The following is a 21,349-nucleotide window of genomic DNA, read 5'->3' as shown; positions in this document are numbered from 1 at the left end:
ACTTCTTTTATGTCAACAACTTTTTTTAAGTTGTTTCCGAAGCTTTTCGTTGTTGTCTGCTGTTCATCAGCGACGTTTAATAATATACCATGCATTCTTTAAATTTAGCAAGTGTTTTTTTCATTTTTTTAAAACGTATTTCGTTATATTCATCTCCGCCGCGGCATACGATGTAATCAAGCATGGACAAGATAAGGAGGCGTCATCAGTGAATCACTTCTACGTGTGGCACATCAGAAGGATAAAACAGCTGCTTATTATTATCATTGCCGCATTTGCAGCAGCCAGCTTTTTTTATATACAGAGAGCCGTCCCCCTTCCTGTATTTTTAACTGATAGCGGCCCGAAGGCTATTTCAAAAGGGGAGACGAAAGCGGGGGAAGTCGCATTAACATTCGATATCAGCTGGGGCGATGAAAAGGCGGTTCCGATTCTGAACGCGCTAAAAGCAAACGGTATTAAAAACGCTACTTTTTTTCTGTCAGCTTCTTGGGCGGAACGGCACCCGGACACAGTTGAACGTATGGTAAAAGACGGACATCAAATAGGCAGCATGGGATATGCGTATAAGAATTATACCAACCTAGAGGACAATGAAATAAAAAAAGATATCCTCCGGGCCCAGACCGCATTTAAAAAGCTGGGTGTGAAGAATGTTCATTTACTCCGCCCGCCGACCGGACAATTTAATAAAAAGGTTCTTACCATTGCACAGCAGTACCACTATTCAGTGGTTCATTACAGCGTTAACTCGCATGATTGGACAAATCCCGGCCCTGATAAAATCATTGAAAATGTAAACAGTCATATAAAAGGCGGCGACATTGTCCTGCTGCACGCCTCTGATTCAGCAACACAGACTGAAGAAGCGCTCCCCGCCATTATTCACAATTTAAAGCAAAAAGGACTGAAAAACGTGACCGTCGGCGACCTGATCGCAAATACTGACGTCAAGTCATCAGAAGTGAAATAACTACCTCTGGGCAAACTTCGGCAGCATTAACAGCTGAAACGCATTGCAGCCCATCAGCGGAATCAGCATCAAATAAAGCCAGTCCTCATTATTCACTCGTAGCGCAGGAACCCATTCAAGCGCTGTAATAACGACCATTAAAAATAATGATGAAACGAACGTATTTTTTGAGGACTGCTTTTGTTTTATATACGCCGTCAACAGGCCGACGGCAAGCAGAGCCAGCGGCAGCCAGACAAACCCTGCAATCGAGTCATCCCGCTCTCCGAAAAACAAAAATCTGACGTACATTAAATCAAAAGCGACAAACAGAATGATAAACAGCTGAAGCAGATTCCAAAGCGAGCTTGATCTGAGAATTTCAAGGGCAAACCGGTGCACCGTCAGAAAAACGAAGAATCCCATCTGGCTGATCACACTGAAAATCATGCCTACCCCGATAAACCAGATCAGAACGGAGAAAATCTGACCGGCCTCAAAATTCAGAAAGAACCCCTTGTACTCCCCCCACTTCAGAGCAAATCCCACGACGCTTGTAATAAGAGCGCCCACAGCTAAAATCGAAAAGAAAAATCGAACAAGCCCGCGGCTTTTCATCTCTTATTCATCCCCCTGACAATCGCGTTCAGCGATATTTTGTTATGTATAAATCCATTCCGATGAATCATATTAAAAATAAGTACAAGTAAGGAAGGAGCTTATGCATGTCAAAAGCCAAAACGCTATTGATAAGCTGTTTTGTTTTATTATCTGTAACAGCTTGTGCTCCAAAAGACCAAGCAGCGGATATGGATTATGACCAGACTAAAAAAATGGTTGTTGATATATTAAAGACCGATGATGGAAAAAAGGCAATTAAGGAAATATTAAATGATGATGCGATGAATGAGGCATTGGTGATTGATCAAAATGCCATTAAAGGCACAATAGAGAAAACCCTCACCTCTAAAAAAGGGGCGGAGTTCTGGAAAACCATCTTTGAAGACTCAAAATTCGCCGAGAGCTTTGCAAAAACTCTTCAGCCCGAGCATGAAAAAATCATAAAAAAACTGATGAAAGACCCTGATTATCAGAAAAGTTTTATGCAGATCATGCAGGACCCGGGCATGGATAAAAAATACTATGAGCTGGTGAAAAGCCAAAAGTTCCGCAGTTACTTAGAAGATGTAATTACAGAGACACTTTCCAGCCCGCTTTTCAAAAAGCAATTCGAGGATGAATTGAAAAAAGCAGCTTCAAGCTCTGAAAAAGAAAGCCAATAAAAGGCCGGGCCGTGTTGATCCCGGCCCCTTTTTTATTCAGCTGTTTTTTCAATGACTTTCTGGGCGATCCCCATATAAATTTCCCCGATCGGATGACTTCTGTCATAGACAGAAGGCGCAAACTGATCCTTGTCCCAATCAGGCTGTTTTAAAGGAATTCTGCCAAGCAGCGGCACTTGCAATTCCTCCGCAAGCTTATCTCCCCCGCCTTGACCGAACACATATTCTCTCTCGCCGGTTTTTGCACTTTCATAGTAAGCCATATTTTCAATGACCCCTACAACTTCATGATCGGTCTTAATCGCCATAGAACCCGCTCTCGCCGCTACAAATGCGGCTGTAGGGTGCGGCGTTGATACGATAATCTCTTTGCAGCTCGGAAGCATCGTGTGTACATCGAGCGCGACATCACCCGTGCCGGGCGGCAGATCAAGAACGATATAGTCAACCTCTCCCCAGTCAACCTCATGGAAGAAGTTATTCAGCATCTTGCCCAGCATCGGCCCTCTCCACACAACCGGAGCGTTTTCTTCGACGAAAAAGCCCATCGACATAACCTTTACTCCAAATCTTTCGACAGGAAGCAGTTTTTCTCCTTCTACTGTCGGGCGAACTGTAATACCCATCATGTCCGGCACGCTGAATCCGTATATATCCGCGTCGATCAAGCCGACTTTTTTTCCGAGCCGCGCAAGAGAAATGGCCAGGTTGACGGAAACCGTTGATTTGCCGACACCGCCTTTTCCGCTTGCCACCGCAAGAAAGACCGGCGGATGTTTCCTATTCAGCAGGGTTTCGCTTTCAGCAGCCGGCCGGCTGAATTTCGCCAATGTTTCTTCCGGCAGCTCTTCAAACCGCAGTCCCACAGTTTCCGCACCCGCTTCTTTCAGAACGGATACGATTTCCTGCTGAATACCCATCTGTTCAGCCGTCCCCGTTTTTGCCAATGCAATTTTCACACTGACATGCCGTTTTTCCGGCTTGATCTTTACTTCTTTAATGGCATCCAATTCTCCCAGCGGTCTATGAAGAAAAGGTTCGCGCATGTTTCCGACTATATTTCTTACTTCATCTTCTCTTATCATCGAACCCTCACCCTTTGTGTATTCGTTTACAAATGGTATTATACCATATATTAAACATAGAATCGGCGAAAAACCCTCCTTACTCGGGAGGGTCTCCTTTCTCTGTGAAGTATCTCAATACGCCCTTATACACGGAAGAAGCGATTTTGTCCTGATATTTGGGCTGGCCGAGCCTTTTCGCTTCCGCGGGATTGGACAGAAATCCGATCTCCACCAGCGCGCCCGGTTTGGTTACATTCTGCATTAAGTAAATGCCGTGTATCCGTTTCGCCTTTCTCGTTGTATTCTCCAAATTGATTCTCAATTCGTCCTGTATATATTTTGCCACTTTTTCATTTTCTTCGTATTTTCCATAGTAGAAGCTTTGGGCGCCGCTCCATCTCGGTGACGGTATGGCGTTCAGATGAATGCTGATATAAAGCTCCGCCTCTGAACGGTTGATGATTTCCACGCGCTTTCTCAGATCTTCCGCTTTGCGTCTGCTGTAGCCTTTCGTACCTTCAGGAGCTAAATCAGTATCCGTCTCCCGCGTCATAATGACCAAAGCTCCCTGCTCCTGCAAATAGTCTCTTACCCTGGAGGCCACTTCGAGAGTAATGTCCTTTTCAAGGTGACTGCCTCCCGTGGCGCCTCCGTCCGGCCCGCCGTGTCCCGGATCGAGATAGATGATTTTCCCGCTCAGCGGCAGACTCCACGGCCGCCAGGAATCATCATTATGGAATTGAAACCGGAATAAACACAATAATATGATAAAGCCAAGTAAAAAACCGAGCCATTTCAGCTTTTTTGTCATACCTTTCCCTCCCGCTTGTCCCCGTTATTAATAAGTATGGGACAAGGGAAGAAATTATGATTACCTCATGCGGAGCTTACATTGTTTTTCTCTTTGCAGAAATCCTTCCGTCCACCAGCTGTTGATAAACCGGCAGGACGCTTCATAGATTTCTTTTTGTTTAACGGAAGAATATTGCTCATGCGTCCAATTGCAAAGATATTCAAAAAAATCGACCGTCAGTTCTTCCTCTTCTTCAGCCGAACGGGCGTTTGCCCTCTGCAAAGACTCACCATAATAGCCAAAGACGCCGAACCGGCCGCCTAATAAATACGCTTCAATTGCAAAATCTATGCATCCTTCACTCAGAATGCCGTTTTCGTCTTGAAGAAAGGGAAACAAAGGGGTAAGACATGCTTTTACGGACTGAATGATCTGCGTCAGTGACAGCTCCTTTAGTAAACTCTTCTCAAGCTCAAAATCCTTCTGCCGTTTCACGTCTGAAAAAGATAATACTTCTGCCATTGCCAGCCACGCTCCTTTTTACTGTTATTTTGAAAGGAAAAGGGAAAAAGCATGCTTTGTTGATAGTGGAAATCCTCCCAAATGAAGGAGTTTTATGTTAACTGGAAGAAGAAAGAGCTGAGGTGACGTTATGAAAAAGCTGTTTCAATACAATTGGACGGTGCGTGACGAGTGGTTTATGATATGTGAAAAGCTGAGCCGGGAGGAACTGACGAAAACCCGGACGGGCGGAATGAAGAGCATCTTGCGGACTTTATTTCATATCATTGATGTCGAGATCAGCTGGGCTCGTGCCATTTTAGGTAAAGATGATGTTTTACCTGCTGAGTCTGACTATACGAGCATTCAGGATCTCAGAAAACTGTCTGGACAGTATCGGGAGGATGTCATTCATGCGGTCTCCCGCAAAGGACCGGATCTTGTTAAGCCGGGCTGGATGGACCAAACCTTTCCTAAAGAAGATATTCTCCGCCACATCCTTGCGCATGAGATTCACCATATGGGACAACTGTCGGTTTGGGCCAGAGAAATTGGAGTAGAACCGGTTTCGGCTAATGTGATCAGCCGTCCGCAGGAAAAAGCCGCAAAAAAACAGCACCTCTGACGGGATGCCGTTTTTATATTTTAATGCTTCTTGTTACGGAGTATGTATTAATGTATTCATCCAGCACGAGGCCGCCTTTGTCCTCGTAAAAACCGGCAACCATGAAGCCTGCGTCAATCTGACCTTTAATTTGATCCTCCAGCGTATGGCCGAATTCAAGCGCTTCATGATTATCAATAAGTTCCTTTACCTTTTTCTTACTCAGATCTTTTTCATCCGAAAACGGAATGGAATACTTTACTTTTAGTACGCCTTCCTGCTCTAAATCCATATCAAATAAGAACACGACGGGATTTACAAAACCGGAGACTAAAGACCCGCCTTTTTTCAATACGCGATGAGCTTCTTTCCATACCGGAAGAACCGTATCAACAAAGCAATTCGATACCGGGTGCACGATAAAATCAAATGACTCATCATCAAAACAGCTCAGATCATTCATGCTGCCTTTGACAGTCCGAAGCGTAAGATCGTCCCGCTCGGCAACCATTCTGTCTTGCGCAAGCTGTTTTTCCGAATTGTCAAAGATGGTCACGTCCGCTCCTGCAGCAGCAAGGACCGGCCCTTGCTGTCCTCCTCCTGAAGCGAGACAAAGAACCTTCAGACCGTCTATGGGCGGAAACCAATCCGCCGGCACATCTTTTCCGGGGGTCATTCTGATGCTCCAATTGCCTTTTTTCGCTTCACCAATCGTATGAGAATCAACCGCAACCGTCCATTCATTGCCTGTTTCGACTTTTTTATCCCATGCCTTGCTGTTATGTATGACTAACTTATTCATTATAACTGCGCTCCTTATTGGTAATGAATAGAGTATAACAAACAATTCTAGAAAAACATCGGATAACCTCTTGAATATGAGAAAAAAATACAAAAAAACCACAACCAAGAAGTTGTGGTTTTTGCCATCCAAAACGATTAACGTTTTGAGAACTGAGGTGCACGACGAGCGCCTTTAAGACCGTATTTTTTACGTTCTTTCATACGAGCGTCACGAGTCAGAAGACCAGCACGTTTAAGTGTTGCACGGTATTCTGGATCTGCTTCAAGCAAAGCACGAGCGATACCATGACGGATTGCTCCAGCTTGACCAGATAAGCCGCCTCCATGTACGTTTACTAAAACATCATAAGTACCAGCTGTTTCAGTTAAAGTTAATGGTTGTTTGATATCTTCGATTAGAGCTGGAGATGGAATGTGCTCGCTGATTTCACGATTATTAACGACGATACGACCTTCACCTGGAACTAAGCGCACACGCGCTACAGAACTTTTACGACGGCCAGTACCGTAATATTGAACCTGTGCCAAATTGGTAACCTCCTTTTTAATTAACCGCGAAGTTCGTAAACTTCAGGTTTTTGTGCTTCATGTGGATGCTCAGAACCACGGTATACGTTCAATTTCTTGAACATTTGACGACCTAGAGAACCTTTTGGAAGCATGCCTTTGATAGCAAGCTCAAGCATTTTCTCAGGGTAGTTTGTACGCATTTCAAGAGCAGTTCTTGATTTTAATCCGCCTGGATGTTGAGTGTGACGGTAGTAGATTTTGTCAGTTAACTTTTTACCAGTTAACTCGATTTTTTCAGCGTTGATGATGATCACATGATCTCCAGTATCAACGTGCGGTGTGTAAGTCGGTTTGTGTTTCCCGCGAAGGATAGATGCAACTTCTGTAGAAAGACGTCCTAAAGTCTTGCCAGCAGCATCAACAACTAACCACTTGCGTTCAATAGTACTTGCGTTAGCCATAGGTGTTGTACGCATTGAATTTCCCTCCTAAATGATCTGTCATTTTCAATAATCTTCGATTACGTTCTATTTCACAACACAATAAGTTCCGGGGCTTATCGTGGGGTTGAAATACATACCATATGATATCTTATAACTTTATGCAGACTCTGTCAAGAAAATGTTACACCTGGTTTAGTTGTCATAGCAAACGCTCCATAAATACAGCCCGTGCCCCGGTGCGGTGCGCCCCGCGGCTTCGCGATCTTTCGCTTCGAGCATTGCTTTTACATCATCGGGAGAAAATTTTCCAGCTCCTGTATCCAATAACGTTCCGGCAATGATTCTGACCATATTATAGAGAAAACCGTTTCCGGTGATCCGCATCTGCAGGCCGTCTCCGGTCTCAGTCCAATCCAGCTCGTAAATCGTTCTGACTTTATCCTGAACCGCGGTATCAGCCGCGCAAAAGCTTGTGAAATCATGTGTCCCGACGAGGTGCCTTGAAGCTTCCCTCATTTTCTGCACATTAAGCGGATATGCAAAATGGTAAGCGTAATGTCGTTTAAATACGTCCGGGTGTTTCTCCGTATATACAAAGTAGCGATATTCCTTTTGGACCGCGCTAAATCGTGCATGGAACCCATCATCCGCAATCTCTGCTGTTTTGACGGCAATATCATCAGGCAGCAGGGCATTGAGCGCAAACGGCCATTTCTCACCCGGGATGGACAGCGGCGTATCAAAATGAATGACCTGCCCGGCAGCATGAACATCGCTGTCCGTGCGGCCGGATGAGTACACAGGCACTCTGCCGTCCGTTTTATGGATGACGGCCAGCGCTTTTTCCAATTCACTTTGAACGGTCCGTTTTCCAGGCTGAACCTGATATCCGTTAAATAAATGCCCGTCATAAGCAATGGTACATTTCACTCTCATTCAGCAGCACCTCTAACTTCTTAAGAAAAACAATAACACGGCTAATACGATGATGAGCAGAATAGCTCCGGTATCCTTTCCGGTCCAGACGAGCTTTCTGTATTTCGTTCTCCCCTCACCGCCCTGGTAGCCTCTCGCCTCCATGGCGACCGCGAGCTCTTCCGCGCGTTTAAAGGCGCTGACAAACAGCGGGACAAGCAGCGGAACAACCGCTTTGATTCTGTCTTTCACCGGGCCGCTTGTAAAGTCCGCACCCCTCGCCATTTGCGCCTTCATGATTTTATCTGTCTCTTCCATCAATGTCGGGATAAATCGCAATGATATCGACATCATCAATGCGAGTTCGTGTACGGGCAGCTTCACCTTTTTAAAAGGATTCAGGATCTGCTCCATTCCATCCGTTATTTCAATCGGCGTTGTTGTCAGCGTCAGCAGCGTCGTCATAAAGATAAGGTAAACGAAACGGAGAGAGATAAAAATCCCCTGTATAAGTCCGCCCTCATACACTTTAAACCAGCCAAGCTGAAAAATGACAGATCCTTCATGCGTCATGAAAATGTGTAATAAAAAGGTAAACGCCACAATCCAGATAATCGGCTTAAGCCCCTTCAGCAAAAAGCTGAACGGCACGCGAGTCAAGGCGATCACCCCGAATGTAAACAAACCGAGCAAAGCGTACGTCTGTACGTTGTTTGCCAAAAAAACGATACATACAAAAAGAAAGATGCTGACAAGTTTTGTTCGCGGGTCCAATCGGTGAATAAGCGATGATCCGGGAACATACTTTCCGATAATCATGCTGTCCATCATTGGTCCTTTTCCTCCTGAAAGAAAGCCTTAATTTCACTGGCGGCATCCTGCAGGGTCAGCATGGGTTTTTCATACTTGACTCCGAGAGCCTTCTCAAGCCGTCTCTGAAACTTCACCGATTCAGGAAGATCCAGTCCCATTTCGGCCATCTCTTCACCTTTTACAAACAAGTCACGCGGACTCCCCGTCGCTTTAATGGTTCCTTTGTGCATGACGATCATTTCGTCAGCATAGCGGGCGGCGTCCTCCATGCTGTGGGTGACGAGAACGGTAGTCAGGTTTCCCCGCTGATGAAGCGCATAGAACATGTCCATAATGTCCTGGCGCCCTCTCGGATCAAGACCGGCCGTCGGTTCATCCAAAACCAGCACTTCCGGCTCCATCGCGAGAACGCCGGCAATCGCCACTCTGCGCATCTGGCCGCCGCTGAGCTCAAATGGTGAACGATCCAAAATGTCTTCCGGAAGGCCCACAAGCCCCAGCATTTCTTTTGCTTTCCGTTCAGCGTCTTCTTTTTTTACACCAAAATTCATCGGCCCGAATGCGATGTCCTTCAGCACAGTCTCTTCAAACAGCTGATGTTCGGGAAATTGGAAAACGATTCCGACTTTTTTTCGCAAAGTCTTAAGGTCTTTATTCTTTTTACCGGCTGCCAGAATCGTGCTCCCGAGTTCAAGCTGTCCTTTAGTCGGTTTCAGCAACCCGTTTAAATGCTGCAGGAGCGTCGATTTGCCCGACCCTGTATGCCCGATGACGGCAACGTAGCTGCCCTCTTTTATCACGGCATTGATATCATACAGAGCCAGCCGTTCAAACGGTGTCTTCATTTGATAGCGGTGTTCTACATCTTTGATTTTAATGTCCACAGCTCATTCACCAGCCCTTCCTGAGTCAGATGGTTTTTCGTTAACGCCAGTCCGCTTTCTTTCAAAAGCAGGCTGAGCTGGAATGAGAAAGGCAAATCAAGACCGATGCGAACCAAGTCTTCGTTTAATTTAAAAATCTCTTCAGGCGTGCCCTCTGCATATTTCCTGCCGCCGTTCATCACAATGATCCTGTCCGCCCTTGCGGCTTCTTCCAGGTCATGTGTTATCGAAATGACGGTGGCCATGCCCTGATCTTTTAAGCGTCTGACAGTATCAAGGACTTCTTCTCTCCCAATCGGGTCAAGCATGGATGTCGCTTCATCCAAAATCATAATATCAGGACGCGCGGCAATAATCCCCGCGATCGCCACTCTTTGTTTTTGACCTCCGGAGAGATGGTGCGGCTCTTGATCAAGAAAATCCTGCATATTGACTTGTGTGACAGCCCAATCTACTCTCTCAATCATTTCTTCGCGCGGAACACCATTGTTTTCTAAACCAAAAGCCACATCATCGCGAACAGTCGTTCCGACAAATTGGTTATCGGGATTCTGAAAGACCATCCCTATTTTTTTTCGCACATCCCACACGGTATCCTCAGTCAGTTTGATGCCGCCGACTTCAATTTCTCCGGCCTCAGGCAAAATCAGCCCGTTCAGCGCTCTGGCCAAAGTCGACTTCCCTGAACCGTTGTGGCCTACGATAGCAAGCCATTCTCCTTCGTAAACCTCCAGACTCACACCGTCCAGCGCCGGTCTTTCTGCATCTTTGCGGTAGCGGAATAGAATGTCTTTTACGGATATAAGCTGTTTTTGATCCACGGGCGCCTGACCTCCTCTCAGCTATAGCTCTGCTTTTCTGTCTCATGATAAAAAGTTCTGATATCTAAAAAAAGGGCATAGATCCAGTTAGAAACTGTCCCGCCCTTCTTTAGATACACAAAAATATGTGATTAAACCAATTCGATGATTGCCATTGGTGCACCGTCACCACGGCGAGGACCAAGCTTCATAATACGTGTGTATCCGCCTTGGCGCTCCTCGTAACGAGTTGCAATGTCAGAGAATAATTTTTGAAGTGCATCTTGGTTATTTTCTTCATTAGCAACCTCGTTGCGAATGTATGCAGCTGCTTGACGACGAGCATGCAAGTCACCGCGCTTACCAAGAGTGATCATCTTTTCAACAACAGAGCGAAGTTCTTTCGCACGTGTTTCAGTTGTTTCAATTCTTTCGTTGATGATCAAATCTGTTGTAAGATCACGAAGCATAGCTTTACGCTGTGAACTCGTACGTCCTAGTTTTCTGTATGACATGTGATGTCCCCTCCTTTAATGGAATGCTGTTTCTAAATAAAAAACACACGAAAATCCTAGTTCACATGGAAACTAGATCAATCGTCTTTGCGAAGGCCGAGTCCAAGTTCTTCTAGTTTCGCTTTCACTTCTTCAAGTGATTTGCGTCCCAGGTTGCGAACTTTCATCATATCTTCTTCCGTCTTGTTCGCAAGTTCTTGAACCGTGTTAATGCCCGCACGCTTCAAGCAGTTGTAAGAACGGACAGAAAGGTCAAGTTCCTCAATCGTCATTTCAAGAACTTTTTCTTTTTGATCCTCTTCTTTTTCAACCATGATTTCAGCATGCTGAGCTTCGTCAGTTAAACCGACGAATATATTAAGGTGTTCAGTTAAAATCTTTGAACCGAGAGCAATTGCTTCCTTCGGTCCAGTGCTTCCGTCAGTCCAAACATCAAGTGTAAGTTTGTCATAGTTTGCAACCTGGCCTACACGAGTGTTTTCTACCTGATAAGATAAACGAGAAACTGGCGTAAAGATTGAATCGATCGGAATCACGCCGATTGGCTGATCGTCTCTTTTGTTCGAATCAGCAGGTGTATACCCACGTCCTCTTTGTGCAGTAAGGCGAACTCGGAAACTCGCATTCTCACCAAGAGTCGCGATATGAAGATCCGGATTAAGGATTTCAACATCGCTGTCGTGTGTAATATCAGCTGCTGTGACAGTTCCTTCGCCCTGTACATCAATTTCAAGCGTCTTCTCTTCATCAGAGTAGATTTTCAATGCAAGCTTTTTAATGTGCAAGATTATCGTTGTAACATCTTCCACAACGCCTTCGATTGTCGAGAATTCGTGCAGTACACCATCTATCTGGATCGATGTTACAGCGGCACCAGGGAGTGAGGATAAGAGGATACGACGTAAGGAGTTACCCAGAGTTGTACCATATCCACGCTCAAGCGGCTCTACGACAAACTTACCAAATTTGGCATCGTCGCTGATTTCAACCGTTTCGATTTTTGGTTTTTCAATCTCGATCATTACTTAAAACCCTCCTTCAAAACGTCGAAACCTCGAATAGAATCATATGAGATTCCATCCGAAATTCCCCATTGTTTAGTCCCGTATGTGCTCAGGCAACGAGTCGGTGCATTCGTTTCATAAATAACTGTATCATAACCCATTATTGACAGGGACACAAAATCTATACAAACAAATTACACGCGGCGACGTTTTGGTGGACGGCATCCATTATGAGGAACAGGAGTTACGTCTCTGATAGCTGTAACTTCAAGTCCGGCAGCTTGTAAAGCACGGATTGCAGCTTCACGGCCAGAACCTGGTCCTTTAACAGTTACTTCAAGAGTTTTAAGTCCGTGTTCGATTGAACCTTTAGCAGCTGTTTCAGCAGCCATTTGCGCAGCAAAAGGAGTAGATTTACGAGAACCTCTGAATCCTAGAGCTCCGGCACTTGACCAAGAAAGAGCATTACCATGAGTATCAGTGATCGTAACGATCGTGTTGTTGAAAGTTGAACGAATATGAGCGATTCCTGACTCAATATTCTTTTTCACGCGACGTTTACGCGTGTTTTGTTTACGAGCAGCAGCCATTGTTTAGGTACCTCCCTTACTTATTTTTTCTTGTTAGCTACAGTACGACGCGGACCTTTACGAGTACGCGCATTGTTTTTAGAGTTTTGTCCGCGAACAGGCAAACCTCTGCGATGGCGGATTCCGCGGTAGCTTCCGATTTCGATCAGACGCTTGATGTTAAGAGAAACTTCACGGCGAAGGTCACCTTCTACTTTCAGTTTGTCAATAACATCACGGATTTTACCAAGTTCTTCTTCAGTAAGATCACGCACACGAGTATCTTCAGAAACACCAGCCTCTTTCAAGACTTGCTGAGCCGTTGTGCGGCCAATTCCGAAGACATATGTTAAAGAAATAACAACACGTTTGTCACGTGGGATATCTACACCAGCAATACGAGCCATTCTCTGGGCACCTCCTTATTAATTATCCTTGTTTTTGTTTATGCTTTGGATTTTCACAGATCACCATTACTTTTCCTTTTCTGCGAATAACTTTACATTTCTCGCAGATTGGTTTAACTGATGGTCTCACTTTCATGTGTTTCCAACCTCCTTCAGTTTCCGGAGTGCTTTATTTGTAACGGTACGTAATCCTGCCACGAGTTAAGTCATATGGAGATAATTCTACCGTAACTTTGTCTCCAGGTAAAATGCGAATGAAGTGCATGCGGATTTTACCAGATACGTGAGCCAAAACCGTATGGCCATTTTCGAGTTCAACTTTGAACATCGCGTTTGGCAGTGTTTCGACAATCGTACCTTCCACTTCAATTACATCGTCTTTCGCCATTCAAGTGTTCTCCCTTCTTCAAATCAGTAACTTGCTCTCTGACAAATTTCAAAAGAGAAAATCTCAGTTATCCGTTTGTCACACGCCCTGTTTCGTTTATACTGTTCTGAACTTCCGGAGATACGCAATCATAAAGGGTAAATGATTGATATTCTTTTTCTAAGGAGAATGAAATGTACGCTTTTCTCCGTCTGCTTTAGTACACGATGATGAATCTTCATTCCGATGACAGCAGCTAGCCGGTTTTTCTTCCGACCAATTGTAAACCTACAATCTGCCCAGGTGCGGAATGAAAAACATGTGTCATGGAATTCATTTCATCATCTAGACTTTTGTCAGTATATCAAAACCCGTTTCCGTAATCGCAATCGTATGTTCAAAATGAGCACACTTTTTCCCATCTACCGTTACAACCGTCCAGTTATCAGCCAATGTTTTCACATATCGGCTGCCAGCGTTAACCATCGGTTCTATAGCGAGAACCATACCAGGCTTCAGCCTAGGTCCTTTGTTTGGCGGACCGTAATGAGGAATTTGCGGATCCTCATGCAAGTCTTGACCAACACCATGTCCGACATACTCCCTAACAACTGAAAACTGCTCATTTTCGACATACGTTTGTATTGCGTGGGAAATATTCGACAAACGTTCACCTGGTTTTGCTTCCTTCAAGCCTTTATATAAAGACTCCTCTGTTACTTCCAGCAGTCGTTTATCATCATCACTGATGTTTCCTACCGGATATGTCCAAGCAGAGTCACCATGATAACCATTTAATTTAGCACCGATATCAATGCTGATAATGTCACCGTCACGCAAAACCCTTTTACCGGGTATTCCGTGAACGAGTTCTTCATTAACTGATACACAGATGCTCCCGCGAAACCCATTATACCCCTTAAAAGATGGGATTGCACCCTGCTTCTCAATAAAACGTTCGGCAATTTGATCCAATTCTTTTGTCGAGATTCCTGGTTTAATGTGCTTTTTCATCTCTTCATGAGTCAAAGCCACGATTCGCCCTGCTTCCCGCATGATGCCAAGCTCACGAGGGGTCTTACAGATAATCATTTGCTCAATCCTCCAAGAAGCTCTTTCACATCTTTGTACACGTCGTTAATGTCCTGCTGGCCATTGACGTTGACAAGATACCCTTTCTCAGAATAAAAATCGAGTAAAGGCTGAGTCTGCTTCATGTTGACCTCAAGCCGTTTTGAGACGGTTTCCTCATTATCATCTGCCCGTTGATAAAGGTCTCCTCCGTCTTTATCACAAACACCCGGCGTTTTCGGCGGATTGAAAACCAAATGATAGGTTGTGCCGCAAACACTGCAAATTCTGCGTCCAGTCAAACGTTCCATTAAAGAGTCTTTGTCTACTTTAATGTTAATGACATAATCAATCGGCTTGCCGTATTCCTCAAGAATATTTTCAAGAGCTTCAGCCTGAGCGACTGTTCGCGGAAATCCGTCCAGAAGAAAACCTCTTTCACAATCATCTTTGCCGAGTCTTTCTTTGACAATGCCGATTGTGACTTCGTCCGGTACGAGCTCGCCTTTATCAATATAAGACTTTGCTTCGAGTCCGAGTGGTGTTTCTTCTTTCATAGCAGCACGGAACATATCTCCCGTTGAGATATGAGGTATCCCATAATCCTCAACAATTCGTTCTCCCTGTGTGCCTTTACCGGCTCCAGGAAGTCCCATTAAGACTAAGTTCATTCGGATTTCCCCCGTCCTCTCTTATTTAGAGGAATGGTTAAAACCAGTCCTCTAATTTTTCATAAATCCTCGGTAATTACGTTTCACTAACTGGCTCTCCAGCTGCTTCATTGTCTCCAAGGCTACCCCGACGACAATTAACAATGATGTTCCGCCAATCTGTGCACTTTGAGGCAATCCAGCGAATTGAATGAAAAAGATAGGAAGAATGGAAATCACGGCTAAGAATATAGAACCCACAAACGTAAGTCGATACAAAATGCTCGTAATTCTATCTTGAGTCATTTTCCCTGGACGAACCCCCGGGATATAGCCACCCTGTTTTTTTAGGTTATCAGCCATTTGTTCAGGGTTTACCTGCACAAAAGCATAGAAGTACGTAAAGGCGATAATTAATGCGACATAAACCGCCATGCCCACCGGATGTGTATTGTCAAAGTTGGCTTGAATCCACTTTGTCACATTGTTTTCTCCGAAAAATGACGCGATAGTACGCGGCGTAATAAGAAACGCAACCGCAAAGATTACCGGAATAACCCCTGCCGGATTCACTTTAAGCGGAAGGTGAGTTGACTGGCCTCCGCCAACAGGTGAACGACCTTGCCCTTTTGCATATTGAATCGCGATTTTGCGTACGGCCTGCTGAATGAAAATAACACCAACAATAACGGCCAAAATCGCAATCACCAGTAAAGCGATTTTTACAATATGAATAAACAGCTGATCGCTGCTGCCGACAAATTGAGTCTCATAAATCTGCCCAACAGTTTTCGGAATACTAGCCACAATCCCCGCGAAGATGATGATCGAAATTCCGTTACCTACTCCATTGGAAGTAATTTGTTCTCCCAGCCACATTAAAAAAGCAGTTCCTCCAGTGAGTACTAAAGCAATAATCAGATATGTCGATATGCCGGATTTTTCAATCAGCATACCGTTTGCCAGGTTGTTAAACCCGTAAGACATACCTAATGCCTGGATAAAACCAAGCACAATCGTAAAATATCTCGTGAACTGAGCTAATTTACGGCGGCCGACTTCACCTTGCTTAGACCACTCGGTAAACTTCGGCACAACATCCATCTGAAGCAGCTGAATGATGATTGAAGCAGTGATGTAAGGCGTAATTCCCATCGCAAAAATGGAGAACTGATAAAGCGCACCGCCGCCAAATGTATTAAGGAGATCAAAAACCCCCATCGAACTTTGTGTCTGCAACGCCTGAGCATTTACATATGGCACAGGGATAAATGCACCTATGCGAAAGACGATAAGCATGAGTAATGTAAAAATGATTTTATTCCGAATATCACTCACACGCATAAAGTTGGAGATTGTCTTAAACAAGTTAGATCACCTCAGCTGTACCGCCAGCAGCTTCAACAGCTTCTTTCGCAGAAGCAGAGAATTTATTGGCTTTTACAGTTAATTTTTTCTCTAATTTACCGTTGCCAAGAATCTTTACTCCTGCATTAAGTTTGCTAATAACACCAGTCTCAAGAAGAAGTTCAGGAGTGACTTCCGTTCCTTCCGCAAAACCGTTCAATTTGTCTACGTTCACAATAGCGTAATCCTTACGGTTGATGTTTGTAAAACCGCGTTTAGGAAGACGTTGGAATAAAGGCATTTGTCCCCCCTCGAATCCAGGGCGTACACCGCCGCCAGAACGAGCGTTTTGACCTTTGTGACCTTTACCAGCTGTTTTACCGTTACCAGAACCAATACCACGACCTACGCGATTGCGTACTTTACGTGAACCTTCTGAAGGCTTTAATTCATGAAGTTTCATTAGGACACCTCCTTAGCCTATAATATATTTTTATTGTTCTTTAACAGAAACTAGATGAGATACTTTATTAATCATACCGCGGATCGCAGCGTTATCTTCATGAACGACAGTTTGGTTTGTTTTCTTTAAACCAAGTGTTCTTACAGTAACGCGCTGATCTTCTGGGCGACCGATTACACTGCGTTTGAGGGTAATTTCTAATTTAGCCATTAATGTTCCCTCCTTATCCTAACAGTTCTTCTACAGATTTTCCACGAAGCTTCGCAACCTCTTCAGCACGTTTAAGCTCACTTAAACCTTGAAGTGTTGCACGGATCATGTTGATCGGTGTGTTAGAACCTAAAGACTTAGAAAGGATATCAGCAACGCCAGCAAGCTCAAGTACCGCACGTACAGGGCCTCCAGCGATAACTCCAGTACCTTCAGAAGCAGGTTTCAACAAGATATTGCCTGCACCGAAACGTCCGATGATTTCGTGTGGAATCGTAGTTCCAACCATTGGTACTTCAATCAAATTCTTTTTCGCATCTTCAACAGCTTTGCGGATTGCTTCAGGTACTTCTTGTGCTTTACCAGTACCGAAACCTACGTGACCGTTTTTGTCACCGACAACGACTAGAGCTGCGAAACGGAAACGACGACCACCTTTAACAACTTTCGCTACGCGGTTAACCGTAACTAAGCGTTCTTCTAACTCTAATTTGCTTGGGTCAATACGACGCATAATCATGTGTCCCTCCTTTTTTTATTAAAATTTCAGTCCGGCTTCACGAGCTGCATCGGCCAGAGCTTTTACACGTCCATGGTATAAGTATCCGCCGCGGTCAAATACTACGTCAGAAACACCTTTCTCAGAAGCGCGTTTCGCAACGAGTTCACCGACTTTAGCAGCAGCAGCGCTGTCACCAGTGCTTTCCACGTTCAAATCTTTATCGAGAGTAGAGGCACTAGCAAGTGTAACGCCATTTACATCATCGATGATTTGAGCATAAATGTGTTTGTTTGAACGGAACACATTCAGACGAGGTCTTTCAGCTGTGCCTGAAAGTTTAGCACGAACACGGGCATGTCTTTTTTGACGAGCAGCATTTTTGCTAGTTTTCGTAATCATCCTTAGGTCACTCCTTTCTTCACTTTAAGCGGTCTTACTTAGCAGATTTACCTTCTTTACGGCGAACAACTTCACCTTCGTAGCGGATTCCTTTACCTTTGTAAGGCTCTGGAGAACGTACAGCGCGGATGTTGGCAGCGATAGCTCCTACACGCTCTTTGTCTGTACCTTTTACAACTACTTTAGTTTGAGAAGGAACTTCGATTTCGATGCCCTCTTCAGGAACGATCTCAACAGGGTGAGAGTATCCAACGTTTAAAACAAGTTTGTTTCCGGATTTAGCCGCACGATAACCGACACCGACTAATTCCAAACCTCTTTCAAATCCTTTAGATACGCCTTCAACCATGTTTCCAAGCAGACTGCGAGTCGTACCATGCAGCGCACGGTGCTCTTTGTGATCAGAAGGACGAGTAACTGTAAGCACGTTGTCCTCAATTTTGATTTCCATATCAGGATGGAAAGTACGAGTTAATTCTCCTTTTGGTCCTTTTACAGCTACAGTGTTGCCTTCGTTCAGCGTTACTGTAACTCCAGAAGGGATCTCAAGCAGTTTTTTACCTACACGAGACATACTAAAACACCTCCATTCTTGTTAAACTTCTTACCAAACGTATGCTAGAACTTCTCCACCAGCTTGTTTTGCACGGGCTTCTTTGTCCGTTAAAACACCTTGTGATGTAGAAATAATCGCGATTCCAAGACCGTTAAGTACGCGAGGTACTTCATTTGATTTAGCGTATACACGCAAACCTGGTTTGCTGATTCTTTTAAGACCAGTGATAACGCGCTCGTTGTTTTGTCCGTATTTCAAGAAAACGCGGATGATACCTTGTTTGCTGTCTTCTACGAACTCAACGTCACGAATGAAACCTTCACGCTTTAAAATGTCAGCAATTTCTCTTTTCAATTTAGAAGCAGGAATTTCAAGCTTCTCATGACGTACCATGTTTGCATTGCGAATACGAGTCAGCATATCTGCAATTGGATCTGTCATAACCATTATATAATTACCTCCTTCCCATTCTTGGGGATTACCAGCTGGCTTTTTTCACGCCAGGAATTTGTCCTTTATATGCAAGCTCACGGAAACAAATACGGCAAAGTTTAAATTTACGAATGACTGAGTGCGGACGTCCGCAGCGTTCACAGCGAGTGTACTCTTGCACTTTAAACTTTGGTGTACGTTGTTGTTTCGCAATCATTGACTTTTTAGCCACGATTTCGCCTCCCTTTCATTGATTATTTCTGGAACGGCATACCTACTTGAGTTAATAGCTCACGAGCCTCTTCGTCAGAGTTAGCAGTCGTTACGATAACGATGTCCATTCCGCGAACCTTTGTTACTTTATCGTAGTCAATTTCAGGGAAGATTAACTGTTCTTTGATACCAAGAGTGTAGTTTCCGCGACCGTCGAAAGATTTCTTAGAAATCCCGCGGAAGTCACGTACACGCGGTAAAGATACAGAAATAAGTTTATCAAGGAAATCATACATGCGCTCTCCGCGAAGAGTTACTTTCGCACCGATAGGCATTCCCTCACGAAGACGGAATCCAGCAATTGATTTCTTCGCACGAGTAACGACAGGTTTTTGACCTGCGATAAACGTTAATTCTTCAACAGCACTGTCGATTGCTTTTGCGTTTTGAACAGCATCACCGACACCCATGTTGATTACGATTTTTTCGATTTTTGGCACCTGCATAACAGAGTCGTAGTTGAACTTCGTCATTAAAGCAGGTGAAATTTCTTTATTGTACTTTTCTTTAAGGCGGTTCATGAGATAGACCTCCCTTCCTTTAAATACTATTTATCTAAGACTTGCCCAGATTTTTTTGCAACACGAACTTTTTTGCCATCTTCCACTTTGTATCCTACGCGAGTCACTTCACCTGTTTTAGGATCGAGCGGCATAACGTTTGATACATGAATTGGCGCCTCTTGATTAGAAATACCGCCTTGAGGGTTTGCTTGAGTTGGTTTAGAGTGCTTCTTCACCATGTTTACGCCCTCAACTAGAACGCGGTCCTTTTTAGGGAAAGCAGCAAGGATCGTACCTTGTTTGCCTTTATCTTTACCAGAGATAACCATTACTTTATCGCCTTTTTTCACATGCATCCTGATCGCACCTCCTTGAGTAAGGCATTTATTTCATTAGATAACTTCTGGAGCCAGAGAAACAATTTTCATGAAGTTGTTTTCACGTAATTCACGGGCAACCGGTCCGAAGATACGAGTTCCACGCGGGCTCTTGTCGTCACGGATGATAACACATGCATTCTCATCGAAGCTGATGTATGATCCGTCAGTTCTGCGTGCTCCGCTTTTTGTGCGAACGATAACAGCTCTTACGACTTCACCTTTTTTGACAACGCCTCCTGGTGTTGCTTGTTTAACCGTGCAAACAATTACATCACCAATGTTAGCCGTTTTACGTCCAGAACCGCCAAGAACTTTAATAGTAAGTACCTCACGCGCACCGGAGTTGTCAGCAACTTTTAAACGAGTCTCTTGTTGAATCATTATTTGTTACCTCCCTTCGGAAAAAGAATTCCGAACTTTATTAGATAATAACAGCTTCTTCGACAACTTCTACTAGACGAAAACGCTTAGTTGCAGATAATGGACGAGTTTCCATGATCTTTACGATGTCTCCGATTTTAGCTTGGTTATTTTCATCATGTGCTTTGAATTTCTTTGAGTATTTTACGCGTTTACCGTAAATAGGATCCTTTTTGTATGTTTCAACAACAACAGTGATGGTTTTATCCATTTTGTCAGAAACAACACGGCCTTGGTAAACTTTGCGTTGGTTACGTTCGCTCATGCTCACGACCTCCCCTCAGTGATTATTTGTTGGCAGCAATTTCTCTTTCACGAATCACAGTTTTCATGCGCGCGATAGCTTTGCGCACTTCACGAATGCGAGCAGTATTTTCAAGTTGTCCTGTCGCTAATTGAAAGCGAAGATTGAAAAGTTCTTCTTTAAGAGACTTTACTTTTTGTTCAATTTCAGCAGTGGTAAGGTCACGAATTTCATTAGCTTTCATTTGATTCACCACCAATTTCTTCACGTTTTACGAACTTCGTTTTAATTGGCAATTTGTGAGATGCAAGACGAAGAGCTTCACGAGCTACCTCTTCAGACACACCAGAAATTTCAAATAAAACTTTGCCCGGTTTTACAACAGCTACCCAGCCTTCAGGAGCCCCTTTACCGGAACCCATCCGTACCTCAAGCGGTTTAGCAGTGTAAGGTTTTGAAGGGAAAATTTTAATCCAAACTTTACCGCCACGTTTCATGTAACGAGTCATCGCAATACGTGCAGCTTCGATTTGGCGGTTTGTGATCCAAGAAGCTTCAAGAGCCTGGATACCGTACTCACCAAAATGTACTTCAGTACCGCCTTTAGCGCGACCGCGCATTTTTCCGCGATGCTCTCTGCGATATTTAACGCGTTTTGGTAATAACAT

The 21,349-nt window shown here is 44.3% G+C and carries 36 protein-coding genes and 1 pseudogene; 3 read left to right on the top strand and 34 right to left on the bottom strand.

Annotated features, from left to right (window positions below):
- Positions 1 to 208: 208 nt before the first annotated feature.
- A complete protein-coding gene (gene pdaB / locus NQS30_RS20475; RefSeq protein ID WP_218791444.1) occupies positions 209 to 973 on the top strand; it encodes a polysaccharide deacetylase family sporulation protein PdaB in 765 nt (254 codons plus the stop codon).
- Here pdaB and kbaA read toward each other — a convergent pair whose 3' ends face one another.
- Complete coding sequence (gene kbaA / locus NQS30_RS20470; protein ID WP_007410420.1) at positions 974 to 1,570, bottom strand: KinB-signaling pathway activation protein; 597 nt, start codon at positions 1,568 to 1,570, stop codon at positions 974 to 976.
- Between the two features lie 107 nt (positions 1,571 to 1,677).
- Here kbaA and gerD point away from each other — a divergent pair, with 107 nt between their 5' ends.
- On the top strand, positions 1,678 to 2,235 hold the full coding sequence (gene gerD / locus NQS30_RS20465; RefSeq protein WP_007410419.1) for a spore germination lipoprotein GerD: 558 nt from the start codon (positions 1,678 to 1,680) through the stop codon (positions 2,233 to 2,235).
- Between the two features lie 32 nt (positions 2,236 to 2,267).
- Here gerD and NQS30_RS20460 read toward each other — a convergent pair whose 3' ends face one another.
- From NQS30_RS20460 to NQS30_RS20450, 3 genes are all read right to left on the bottom strand, one after another.
- Entirely contained in the window at positions 2,268 to 3,320 is a 1,053-nt protein-coding gene (locus NQS30_RS20460) for an Mrp/NBP35 family ATP-binding protein (RefSeq protein WP_007410418.1), read from the bottom strand.
- A 79-nt stretch (positions 3,321 to 3,399) separates the two neighbouring features.
- Positions 3,400 to 4,113, bottom strand: coding sequence for an N-acetylmuramoyl-L-alanine amidase CwlD (gene cwlD / locus NQS30_RS20455; protein ID WP_007410417.1), 714 nt, complete (start codon positions 4,111 to 4,113; stop codon positions 3,400 to 3,402).
- 60 nt (positions 4,114 to 4,173) lie between these two features.
- Positions 4,174 to 4,617 (bottom strand): DUF2521 family protein, encoded by a 444-nt coding sequence (locus NQS30_RS20450; RefSeq protein WP_011996201.1) that lies wholly within the window; start codon positions 4,615 to 4,617, stop codon positions 4,174 to 4,176.
- 130 nt (positions 4,618 to 4,747) lie between these two features.
- Here NQS30_RS20450 and NQS30_RS20445 point away from each other — a divergent pair, with 130 nt between their 5' ends.
- Entirely contained in the window at positions 4,748 to 5,221 is a 474-nt protein-coding gene (locus NQS30_RS20445) for a DinB family protein (RefSeq protein ID WP_122503660.1), read from the top strand.
- Between the two features lie 13 nt (positions 5,222 to 5,234).
- On the opposite strand, the gene NQS30_RS20440 is transcribed toward NQS30_RS20445, so the two are convergent.
- The 30 genes and pseudogenes from NQS30_RS20440 to rplP all read right to left on the bottom strand — a co-directional run bounded on the left by NQS30_RS20440 (position 5,235) and on the right by rplP (position 21,349).
- Positions 5,235 to 6,002 (bottom strand): class I SAM-dependent methyltransferase, encoded by a 768-nt coding sequence (locus NQS30_RS20440; RefSeq protein ID WP_007410414.1) that lies wholly within the window; start codon positions 6,000 to 6,002, stop codon positions 5,235 to 5,237.
- Positions 6,003 to 6,139: 137 nt separating this feature from the next.
- Entirely contained in the window at positions 6,140 to 6,532 is a 393-nt protein-coding gene (gene rpsI, locus NQS30_RS20435; protein WP_003225846.1) for a 30S ribosomal protein S9, read from the bottom strand.
- 20 nt (positions 6,533 to 6,552) lie between these two features.
- Positions 6,553 to 6,990 (bottom strand): 50S ribosomal protein L13, encoded by a 438-nt coding sequence (gene rplM / locus NQS30_RS20430; RefSeq protein WP_003225844.1) that lies wholly within the window; start codon positions 6,988 to 6,990, stop codon positions 6,553 to 6,555.
- 159 nt (positions 6,991 to 7,149) lie between these two features.
- Complete coding sequence (gene truA / locus NQS30_RS20425; protein WP_032870974.1) at positions 7,150 to 7,893, bottom strand: tRNA pseudouridine(38-40) synthase TruA; 744 nt, start codon at positions 7,891 to 7,893, stop codon at positions 7,150 to 7,152.
- A gap of 12 nt (positions 7,894 to 7,905) precedes the next feature.
- Positions 7,906 to 8,703: an energy-coupling factor transporter transmembrane component T family protein gene (locus tag NQS30_RS20420; RefSeq protein ID WP_059366897.1), complete on the bottom strand. Its 798-nt coding sequence runs from the start codon at positions 8,701 to 8,703 to the stop codon at positions 7,906 to 7,908.
- Entirely contained in the window at positions 8,700 to 9,569 is an 870-nt protein-coding gene (locus NQS30_RS20415; protein ID WP_014416754.1) for an energy-coupling factor ABC transporter ATP-binding protein, read from the bottom strand. The genes NQS30_RS20420 and NQS30_RS20415 overlap by 4 nt, the downstream gene beginning before the upstream one ends.
- Positions 9,545 to 10,390 (bottom strand): energy-coupling factor ABC transporter ATP-binding protein, encoded by an 846-nt coding sequence (locus NQS30_RS20410; protein ID WP_007615256.1) that lies wholly within the window; start codon positions 10,388 to 10,390, stop codon positions 9,545 to 9,547. Before NQS30_RS20410 ends, NQS30_RS20415 begins: the two co-directional genes overlap by 25 nt.
- 131 nt (positions 10,391 to 10,521) lie before the next feature.
- A complete protein-coding gene (gene rplQ, locus NQS30_RS20405) occupies positions 10,522 to 10,884 on the bottom strand; it encodes a 50S ribosomal protein L17 (protein ID WP_003156550.1) in 363 nt (120 codons plus the stop codon).
- Positions 10,885 to 10,961: 77 nt separating this feature from the next.
- Positions 10,962 to 11,906 carry a DNA-directed RNA polymerase subunit alpha gene (locus NQS30_RS20400; protein WP_003156549.1) on the bottom strand — a complete coding sequence of 315 codons (945 nt, stop codon included), beginning with the start codon at positions 11,904 to 11,906 and terminating at the stop codon, positions 10,962 to 10,964.
- A 176-nt stretch (positions 11,907 to 12,082) separates the two neighbouring features.
- Positions 12,083 to 12,478 (bottom strand): 30S ribosomal protein S11, encoded by a 396-nt coding sequence (rpsK, locus tag NQS30_RS20395; protein ID WP_007410409.1) that lies wholly within the window; start codon positions 12,476 to 12,478, stop codon positions 12,083 to 12,085.
- A gap of 20 nt (positions 12,479 to 12,498) precedes the next feature.
- Positions 12,499 to 12,864 carry a 30S ribosomal protein S13 gene (gene rpsM, locus NQS30_RS20390; protein ID WP_003156545.1) on the bottom strand — a complete coding sequence of 122 codons (366 nt, stop codon included), beginning with the start codon at positions 12,862 to 12,864 and terminating at the stop codon, positions 12,499 to 12,501.
- Positions 12,865 to 12,886: 22 nt separating this feature from the next.
- Positions 12,887 to 13,000, bottom strand: a complete 114-nt coding sequence (gene rpmJ / locus NQS30_RS20385) for a 50S ribosomal protein L36 (RefSeq protein WP_003156543.1) — start codon at positions 12,998 to 13,000, stop codon at positions 12,887 to 12,889.
- Positions 13,001 to 13,033: 33 nt separating this feature from the next.
- Positions 13,034 to 13,252 carry a translation initiation factor IF-1 gene (infA, locus tag NQS30_RS20380; protein WP_003156508.1) on the bottom strand — a complete coding sequence of 73 codons (219 nt, stop codon included), beginning with the start codon at positions 13,250 to 13,252 and terminating at the stop codon, positions 13,034 to 13,036.
- A pseudogene (locus tag NQS30_RS20375) lies at positions 13,230 to 13,512 on the bottom strand (KOW domain-containing RNA-binding protein). The gene infA and the pseudogene NQS30_RS20375 overlap by 23 nt, the downstream one beginning before the upstream one ends.
- A 64-nt stretch (positions 13,513 to 13,576) precedes the next feature.
- Positions 13,577 to 14,323, bottom strand: coding sequence for a type I methionyl aminopeptidase (gene map, locus NQS30_RS20370; RefSeq protein WP_007410408.1), 747 nt, complete (start codon positions 14,321 to 14,323; stop codon positions 13,577 to 13,579).
- Positions 14,320 to 14,973 carry an adenylate kinase gene (locus NQS30_RS20365; RefSeq protein ID WP_007410407.1) on the bottom strand — a complete coding sequence of 218 codons (654 nt, stop codon included), beginning with the start codon at positions 14,971 to 14,973 and terminating at the stop codon, positions 14,320 to 14,322. Before NQS30_RS20365 ends, map begins: the two co-directional genes overlap by 4 nt.
- A gap of 51 nt (positions 14,974 to 15,024) precedes the next feature.
- Entirely contained in the window at positions 15,025 to 16,320 is a 1,296-nt protein-coding gene (gene secY / locus NQS30_RS20360; RefSeq protein WP_007615246.1) for a preprotein translocase subunit SecY, read from the bottom strand.
- A gap of 1 nt (position 16,321) precedes the next feature.
- A complete protein-coding gene (rplO, locus tag NQS30_RS20355) occupies positions 16,322 to 16,762 on the bottom strand; it encodes a 50S ribosomal protein L15 (protein WP_007410405.1) in 441 nt (146 codons plus the stop codon).
- Between the two features lie 30 nt (positions 16,763 to 16,792).
- Complete coding sequence (rpmD, locus tag NQS30_RS20350; RefSeq protein WP_003156497.1) at positions 16,793 to 16,972, bottom strand: 50S ribosomal protein L30; 180 nt, start codon at positions 16,970 to 16,972, stop codon at positions 16,793 to 16,795.
- A 13-nt stretch (positions 16,973 to 16,985) separates the two neighbouring features.
- Complete coding sequence (gene rpsE, locus NQS30_RS20345) at positions 16,986 to 17,486, bottom strand: 30S ribosomal protein S5 (protein WP_003156493.1); 501 nt, start codon at positions 17,484 to 17,486, stop codon at positions 16,986 to 16,988.
- A 24-nt stretch (positions 17,487 to 17,510) separates the two neighbouring features.
- On the bottom strand, positions 17,511 to 17,873 hold the full coding sequence (gene rplR / locus NQS30_RS20340) for a 50S ribosomal protein L18 (protein ID WP_003156492.1): 363 nt from the start codon (positions 17,871 to 17,873) through the stop codon (positions 17,511 to 17,513).
- Between the two features lie 34 nt (positions 17,874 to 17,907).
- Positions 17,908 to 18,447: a 50S ribosomal protein L6 gene (gene rplF, locus NQS30_RS20335; protein WP_003156490.1), complete on the bottom strand. Its 540-nt coding sequence runs from the start codon at positions 18,445 to 18,447 to the stop codon at positions 17,908 to 17,910.
- Positions 18,448 to 18,477: 30 nt separating this feature from the next.
- Complete coding sequence (rpsH, locus tag NQS30_RS20330) at positions 18,478 to 18,876, bottom strand: 30S ribosomal protein S8 (protein ID WP_003156489.1); 399 nt, start codon at positions 18,874 to 18,876, stop codon at positions 18,478 to 18,480.
- A gap of 31 nt (positions 18,877 to 18,907) precedes the next feature.
- Positions 18,908 to 19,093 (bottom strand): 30S ribosomal protein S14, encoded by a 186-nt coding sequence (rpsN, locus tag NQS30_RS20325; RefSeq protein WP_003156488.1) that lies wholly within the window; start codon positions 19,091 to 19,093, stop codon positions 18,908 to 18,910.
- Between the two features lie 22 nt (positions 19,094 to 19,115).
- Positions 19,116 to 19,655, bottom strand: coding sequence for a 50S ribosomal protein L5 (gene rplE, locus NQS30_RS20320; protein ID WP_003156487.1), 540 nt, complete (start codon positions 19,653 to 19,655; stop codon positions 19,116 to 19,118).
- A 26-nt stretch (positions 19,656 to 19,681) separates the two neighbouring features.
- Positions 19,682 to 19,993 (bottom strand): 50S ribosomal protein L24, encoded by a 312-nt coding sequence (gene rplX, locus NQS30_RS20315; protein ID WP_003156486.1) that lies wholly within the window; start codon positions 19,991 to 19,993, stop codon positions 19,682 to 19,684.
- Between the two features lie 36 nt (positions 19,994 to 20,029).
- A complete protein-coding gene (rplN, locus tag NQS30_RS20310) occupies positions 20,030 to 20,398 on the bottom strand; it encodes a 50S ribosomal protein L14 (protein ID WP_007410404.1) in 369 nt (122 codons plus the stop codon).
- Between the two features lie 40 nt (positions 20,399 to 20,438).
- Positions 20,439 to 20,702, bottom strand: coding sequence for a 30S ribosomal protein S17 (rpsQ, locus tag NQS30_RS20305; protein ID WP_003156484.1), 264 nt, complete (start codon positions 20,700 to 20,702; stop codon positions 20,439 to 20,441).
- A 22-nt stretch (positions 20,703 to 20,724) separates the two neighbouring features.
- Entirely contained in the window at positions 20,725 to 20,925 is a 201-nt protein-coding gene (rpmC, locus tag NQS30_RS20300) for a 50S ribosomal protein L29 (RefSeq protein WP_003156482.1), read from the bottom strand.
- Complete coding sequence (rplP, locus tag NQS30_RS20295; protein WP_003156478.1) at positions 20,915 to 21,349, bottom strand: 50S ribosomal protein L16; 435 nt, start codon at positions 21,347 to 21,349, stop codon at positions 20,915 to 20,917. The genes rpmC and rplP overlap by 11 nt, the downstream gene beginning before the upstream one ends.

The sequence above is a fragment of the Bacillus sp. B1(2022) genome, assembly GCF_040259625.1.
GTDB lineage: Bacteria > Bacillota > Bacilli > Bacillales > Bacillaceae > Bacillus > Bacillus velezensis.
This window is presented reverse-complemented; position numbering and strand designations above follow the sequence as displayed.

Excerpts from the sequence above, each read along its gene's own strand:
- kbaA (WP_007410420.1), bottom strand. The coding sequence starts at position 1,570 with ATGAAAAGCCGCGGGCTTGTTCGATTTTTCTTTTCGATTTTAGCTGTG.
- gerD (WP_007410419.1), top strand. The coding sequence starts at position 1,678 with ATGTCAAAAGCCAAAACGCTATTGATAAGCTGTTTTGTTTTATTATCT.
- NQS30_RS20460 (WP_007410418.1), bottom strand. The coding sequence starts at position 3,320 with ATGATAAGAGAAGATGAAGTAAGAAATATAGTCGGAAACATGCGCGAA.
- cwlD (WP_007410417.1), bottom strand. The coding sequence starts at position 4,113 with ATGACAAAAAAGCTGAAATGGCTCGGTTTTTTACTTGGCTTTATCATA.
- NQS30_RS20450 (WP_011996201.1), bottom strand. The coding sequence starts at position 4,617 with ATGGCAGAAGTATTATCTTTTTCAGACGTGAAACGGCAGAAGGATTTT.
- NQS30_RS20445 (WP_122503660.1), top strand. The coding sequence starts at position 4,748 with ATGAAAAAGCTGTTTCAATACAATTGGACGGTGCGTGACGAGTGGTTT.
- NQS30_RS20440 (WP_007410414.1), bottom strand. The coding sequence starts at position 6,002 with ATGAATAAGTTAGTCATACATAACAGCAAGGCATGGGATAAAAAAGTC.
- rplM (WP_003225844.1), bottom strand. The coding sequence starts at position 6,990 with ATGCGTACAACACCTATGGCTAACGCAAGTACTATTGAACGCAAGTGG.
- truA (WP_032870974.1), bottom strand. The coding sequence starts at position 7,893 with ATGAGAGTGAAATGTACCATTGCTTATGACGGGCATTTATTTAACGGA.
- NQS30_RS20420 (WP_059366897.1), bottom strand. The coding sequence starts at position 8,703 with ATGATGGACAGCATGATTATCGGAAAGTATGTTCCCGGATCATCGCTT.
- rplQ (WP_003156550.1), bottom strand. The coding sequence starts at position 10,884 with ATGTCATACAGAAAACTAGGACGTACGAGTTCACAGCGTAAAGCTATG.
- NQS30_RS20400 (WP_003156549.1), bottom strand. The coding sequence starts at position 11,906 with ATGATCGAGATTGAAAAACCAAAAATCGAAACGGTTGAAATCAGCGAC.
- rpsK (WP_007410409.1), bottom strand. The coding sequence starts at position 12,478 with ATGGCTGCTGCTCGTAAACAAAACACGCGTAAACGTCGCGTGAAAAAG.
- rpsM (WP_003156545.1), bottom strand. The coding sequence starts at position 12,864 with ATGGCTCGTATTGCTGGTGTAGATATCCCACGTGACAAACGTGTTGTT.
- rpmJ (WP_003156543.1), bottom strand. The coding sequence starts at position 13,000 with ATGAAAGTGAGACCATCAGTTAAACCAATCTGCGAGAAATGTAAAGTT.
- infA (WP_003156508.1), bottom strand. The coding sequence starts at position 13,252 with ATGGCGAAAGACGATGTAATTGAAGTGGAAGGTACGATTGTCGAAACA.
- map (WP_007410408.1), bottom strand. The coding sequence starts at position 14,323 with ATGATTATCTGTAAGACCCCTCGTGAGCTTGGCATCATGCGGGAAGCA.
- NQS30_RS20365 (WP_007410407.1), bottom strand. The coding sequence starts at position 14,973 with ATGAACTTAGTCTTAATGGGACTTCCTGGAGCCGGTAAAGGCACACAG.
- rplO (WP_007410405.1), bottom strand. The coding sequence starts at position 16,762 with ATGAAACTTCATGAATTAAAGCCTTCAGAAGGTTCACGTAAAGTACGC.
- rpmD (WP_003156497.1), bottom strand. The coding sequence starts at position 16,972 with ATGGCTAAATTAGAAATTACCCTCAAACGCAGTGTAATCGGTCGCCCA.
- rpsE (WP_003156493.1), bottom strand. The coding sequence starts at position 17,486 with ATGCGTCGTATTGACCCAAGCAAATTAGAGTTAGAAGAACGCTTAGTT.
- rplR (WP_003156492.1), bottom strand. The coding sequence starts at position 17,873 with ATGATTACGAAAACTAGCAAAAATGCTGCTCGTCAAAAAAGACATGCC.
- rplF (WP_003156490.1), bottom strand. The coding sequence starts at position 18,447 with ATGTCTCGTGTAGGTAAAAAACTGCTTGAGATCCCTTCTGGAGTTACA.
- rpsH (WP_003156489.1), bottom strand. The coding sequence starts at position 18,876 with ATGGTTATGACAGATCCAATTGCAGATATGCTGACTCGTATTCGCAAT.
- rplE (WP_003156487.1), bottom strand. The coding sequence starts at position 19,655 with ATGAACCGCCTTAAAGAAAAGTACAATAAAGAAATTTCACCTGCTTTA.
- rplX (WP_003156486.1), bottom strand. The coding sequence starts at position 19,993 with ATGCATGTGAAAAAAGGCGATAAAGTAATGGTTATCTCTGGTAAAGAT.
- rplN (WP_007410404.1), bottom strand. The coding sequence starts at position 20,398 with ATGATTCAACAAGAGACTCGTTTAAAAGTTGCTGACAACTCCGGTGCG.
- rpsQ (WP_003156484.1), bottom strand. The coding sequence starts at position 20,702 with ATGAGCGAACGTAACCAACGCAAAGTTTACCAAGGCCGTGTTGTTTCT.
- rpmC (WP_003156482.1), bottom strand. The coding sequence starts at position 20,925 with ATGAAAGCTAATGAAATTCGTGACCTTACCACTGCTGAAATTGAACAA.
- rplP (WP_003156478.1), bottom strand. The coding sequence starts at position 21,349 with ATGTTATTACCAAAACGCGTTAAATATCGCAGAGAGCATCGCGGAAAA.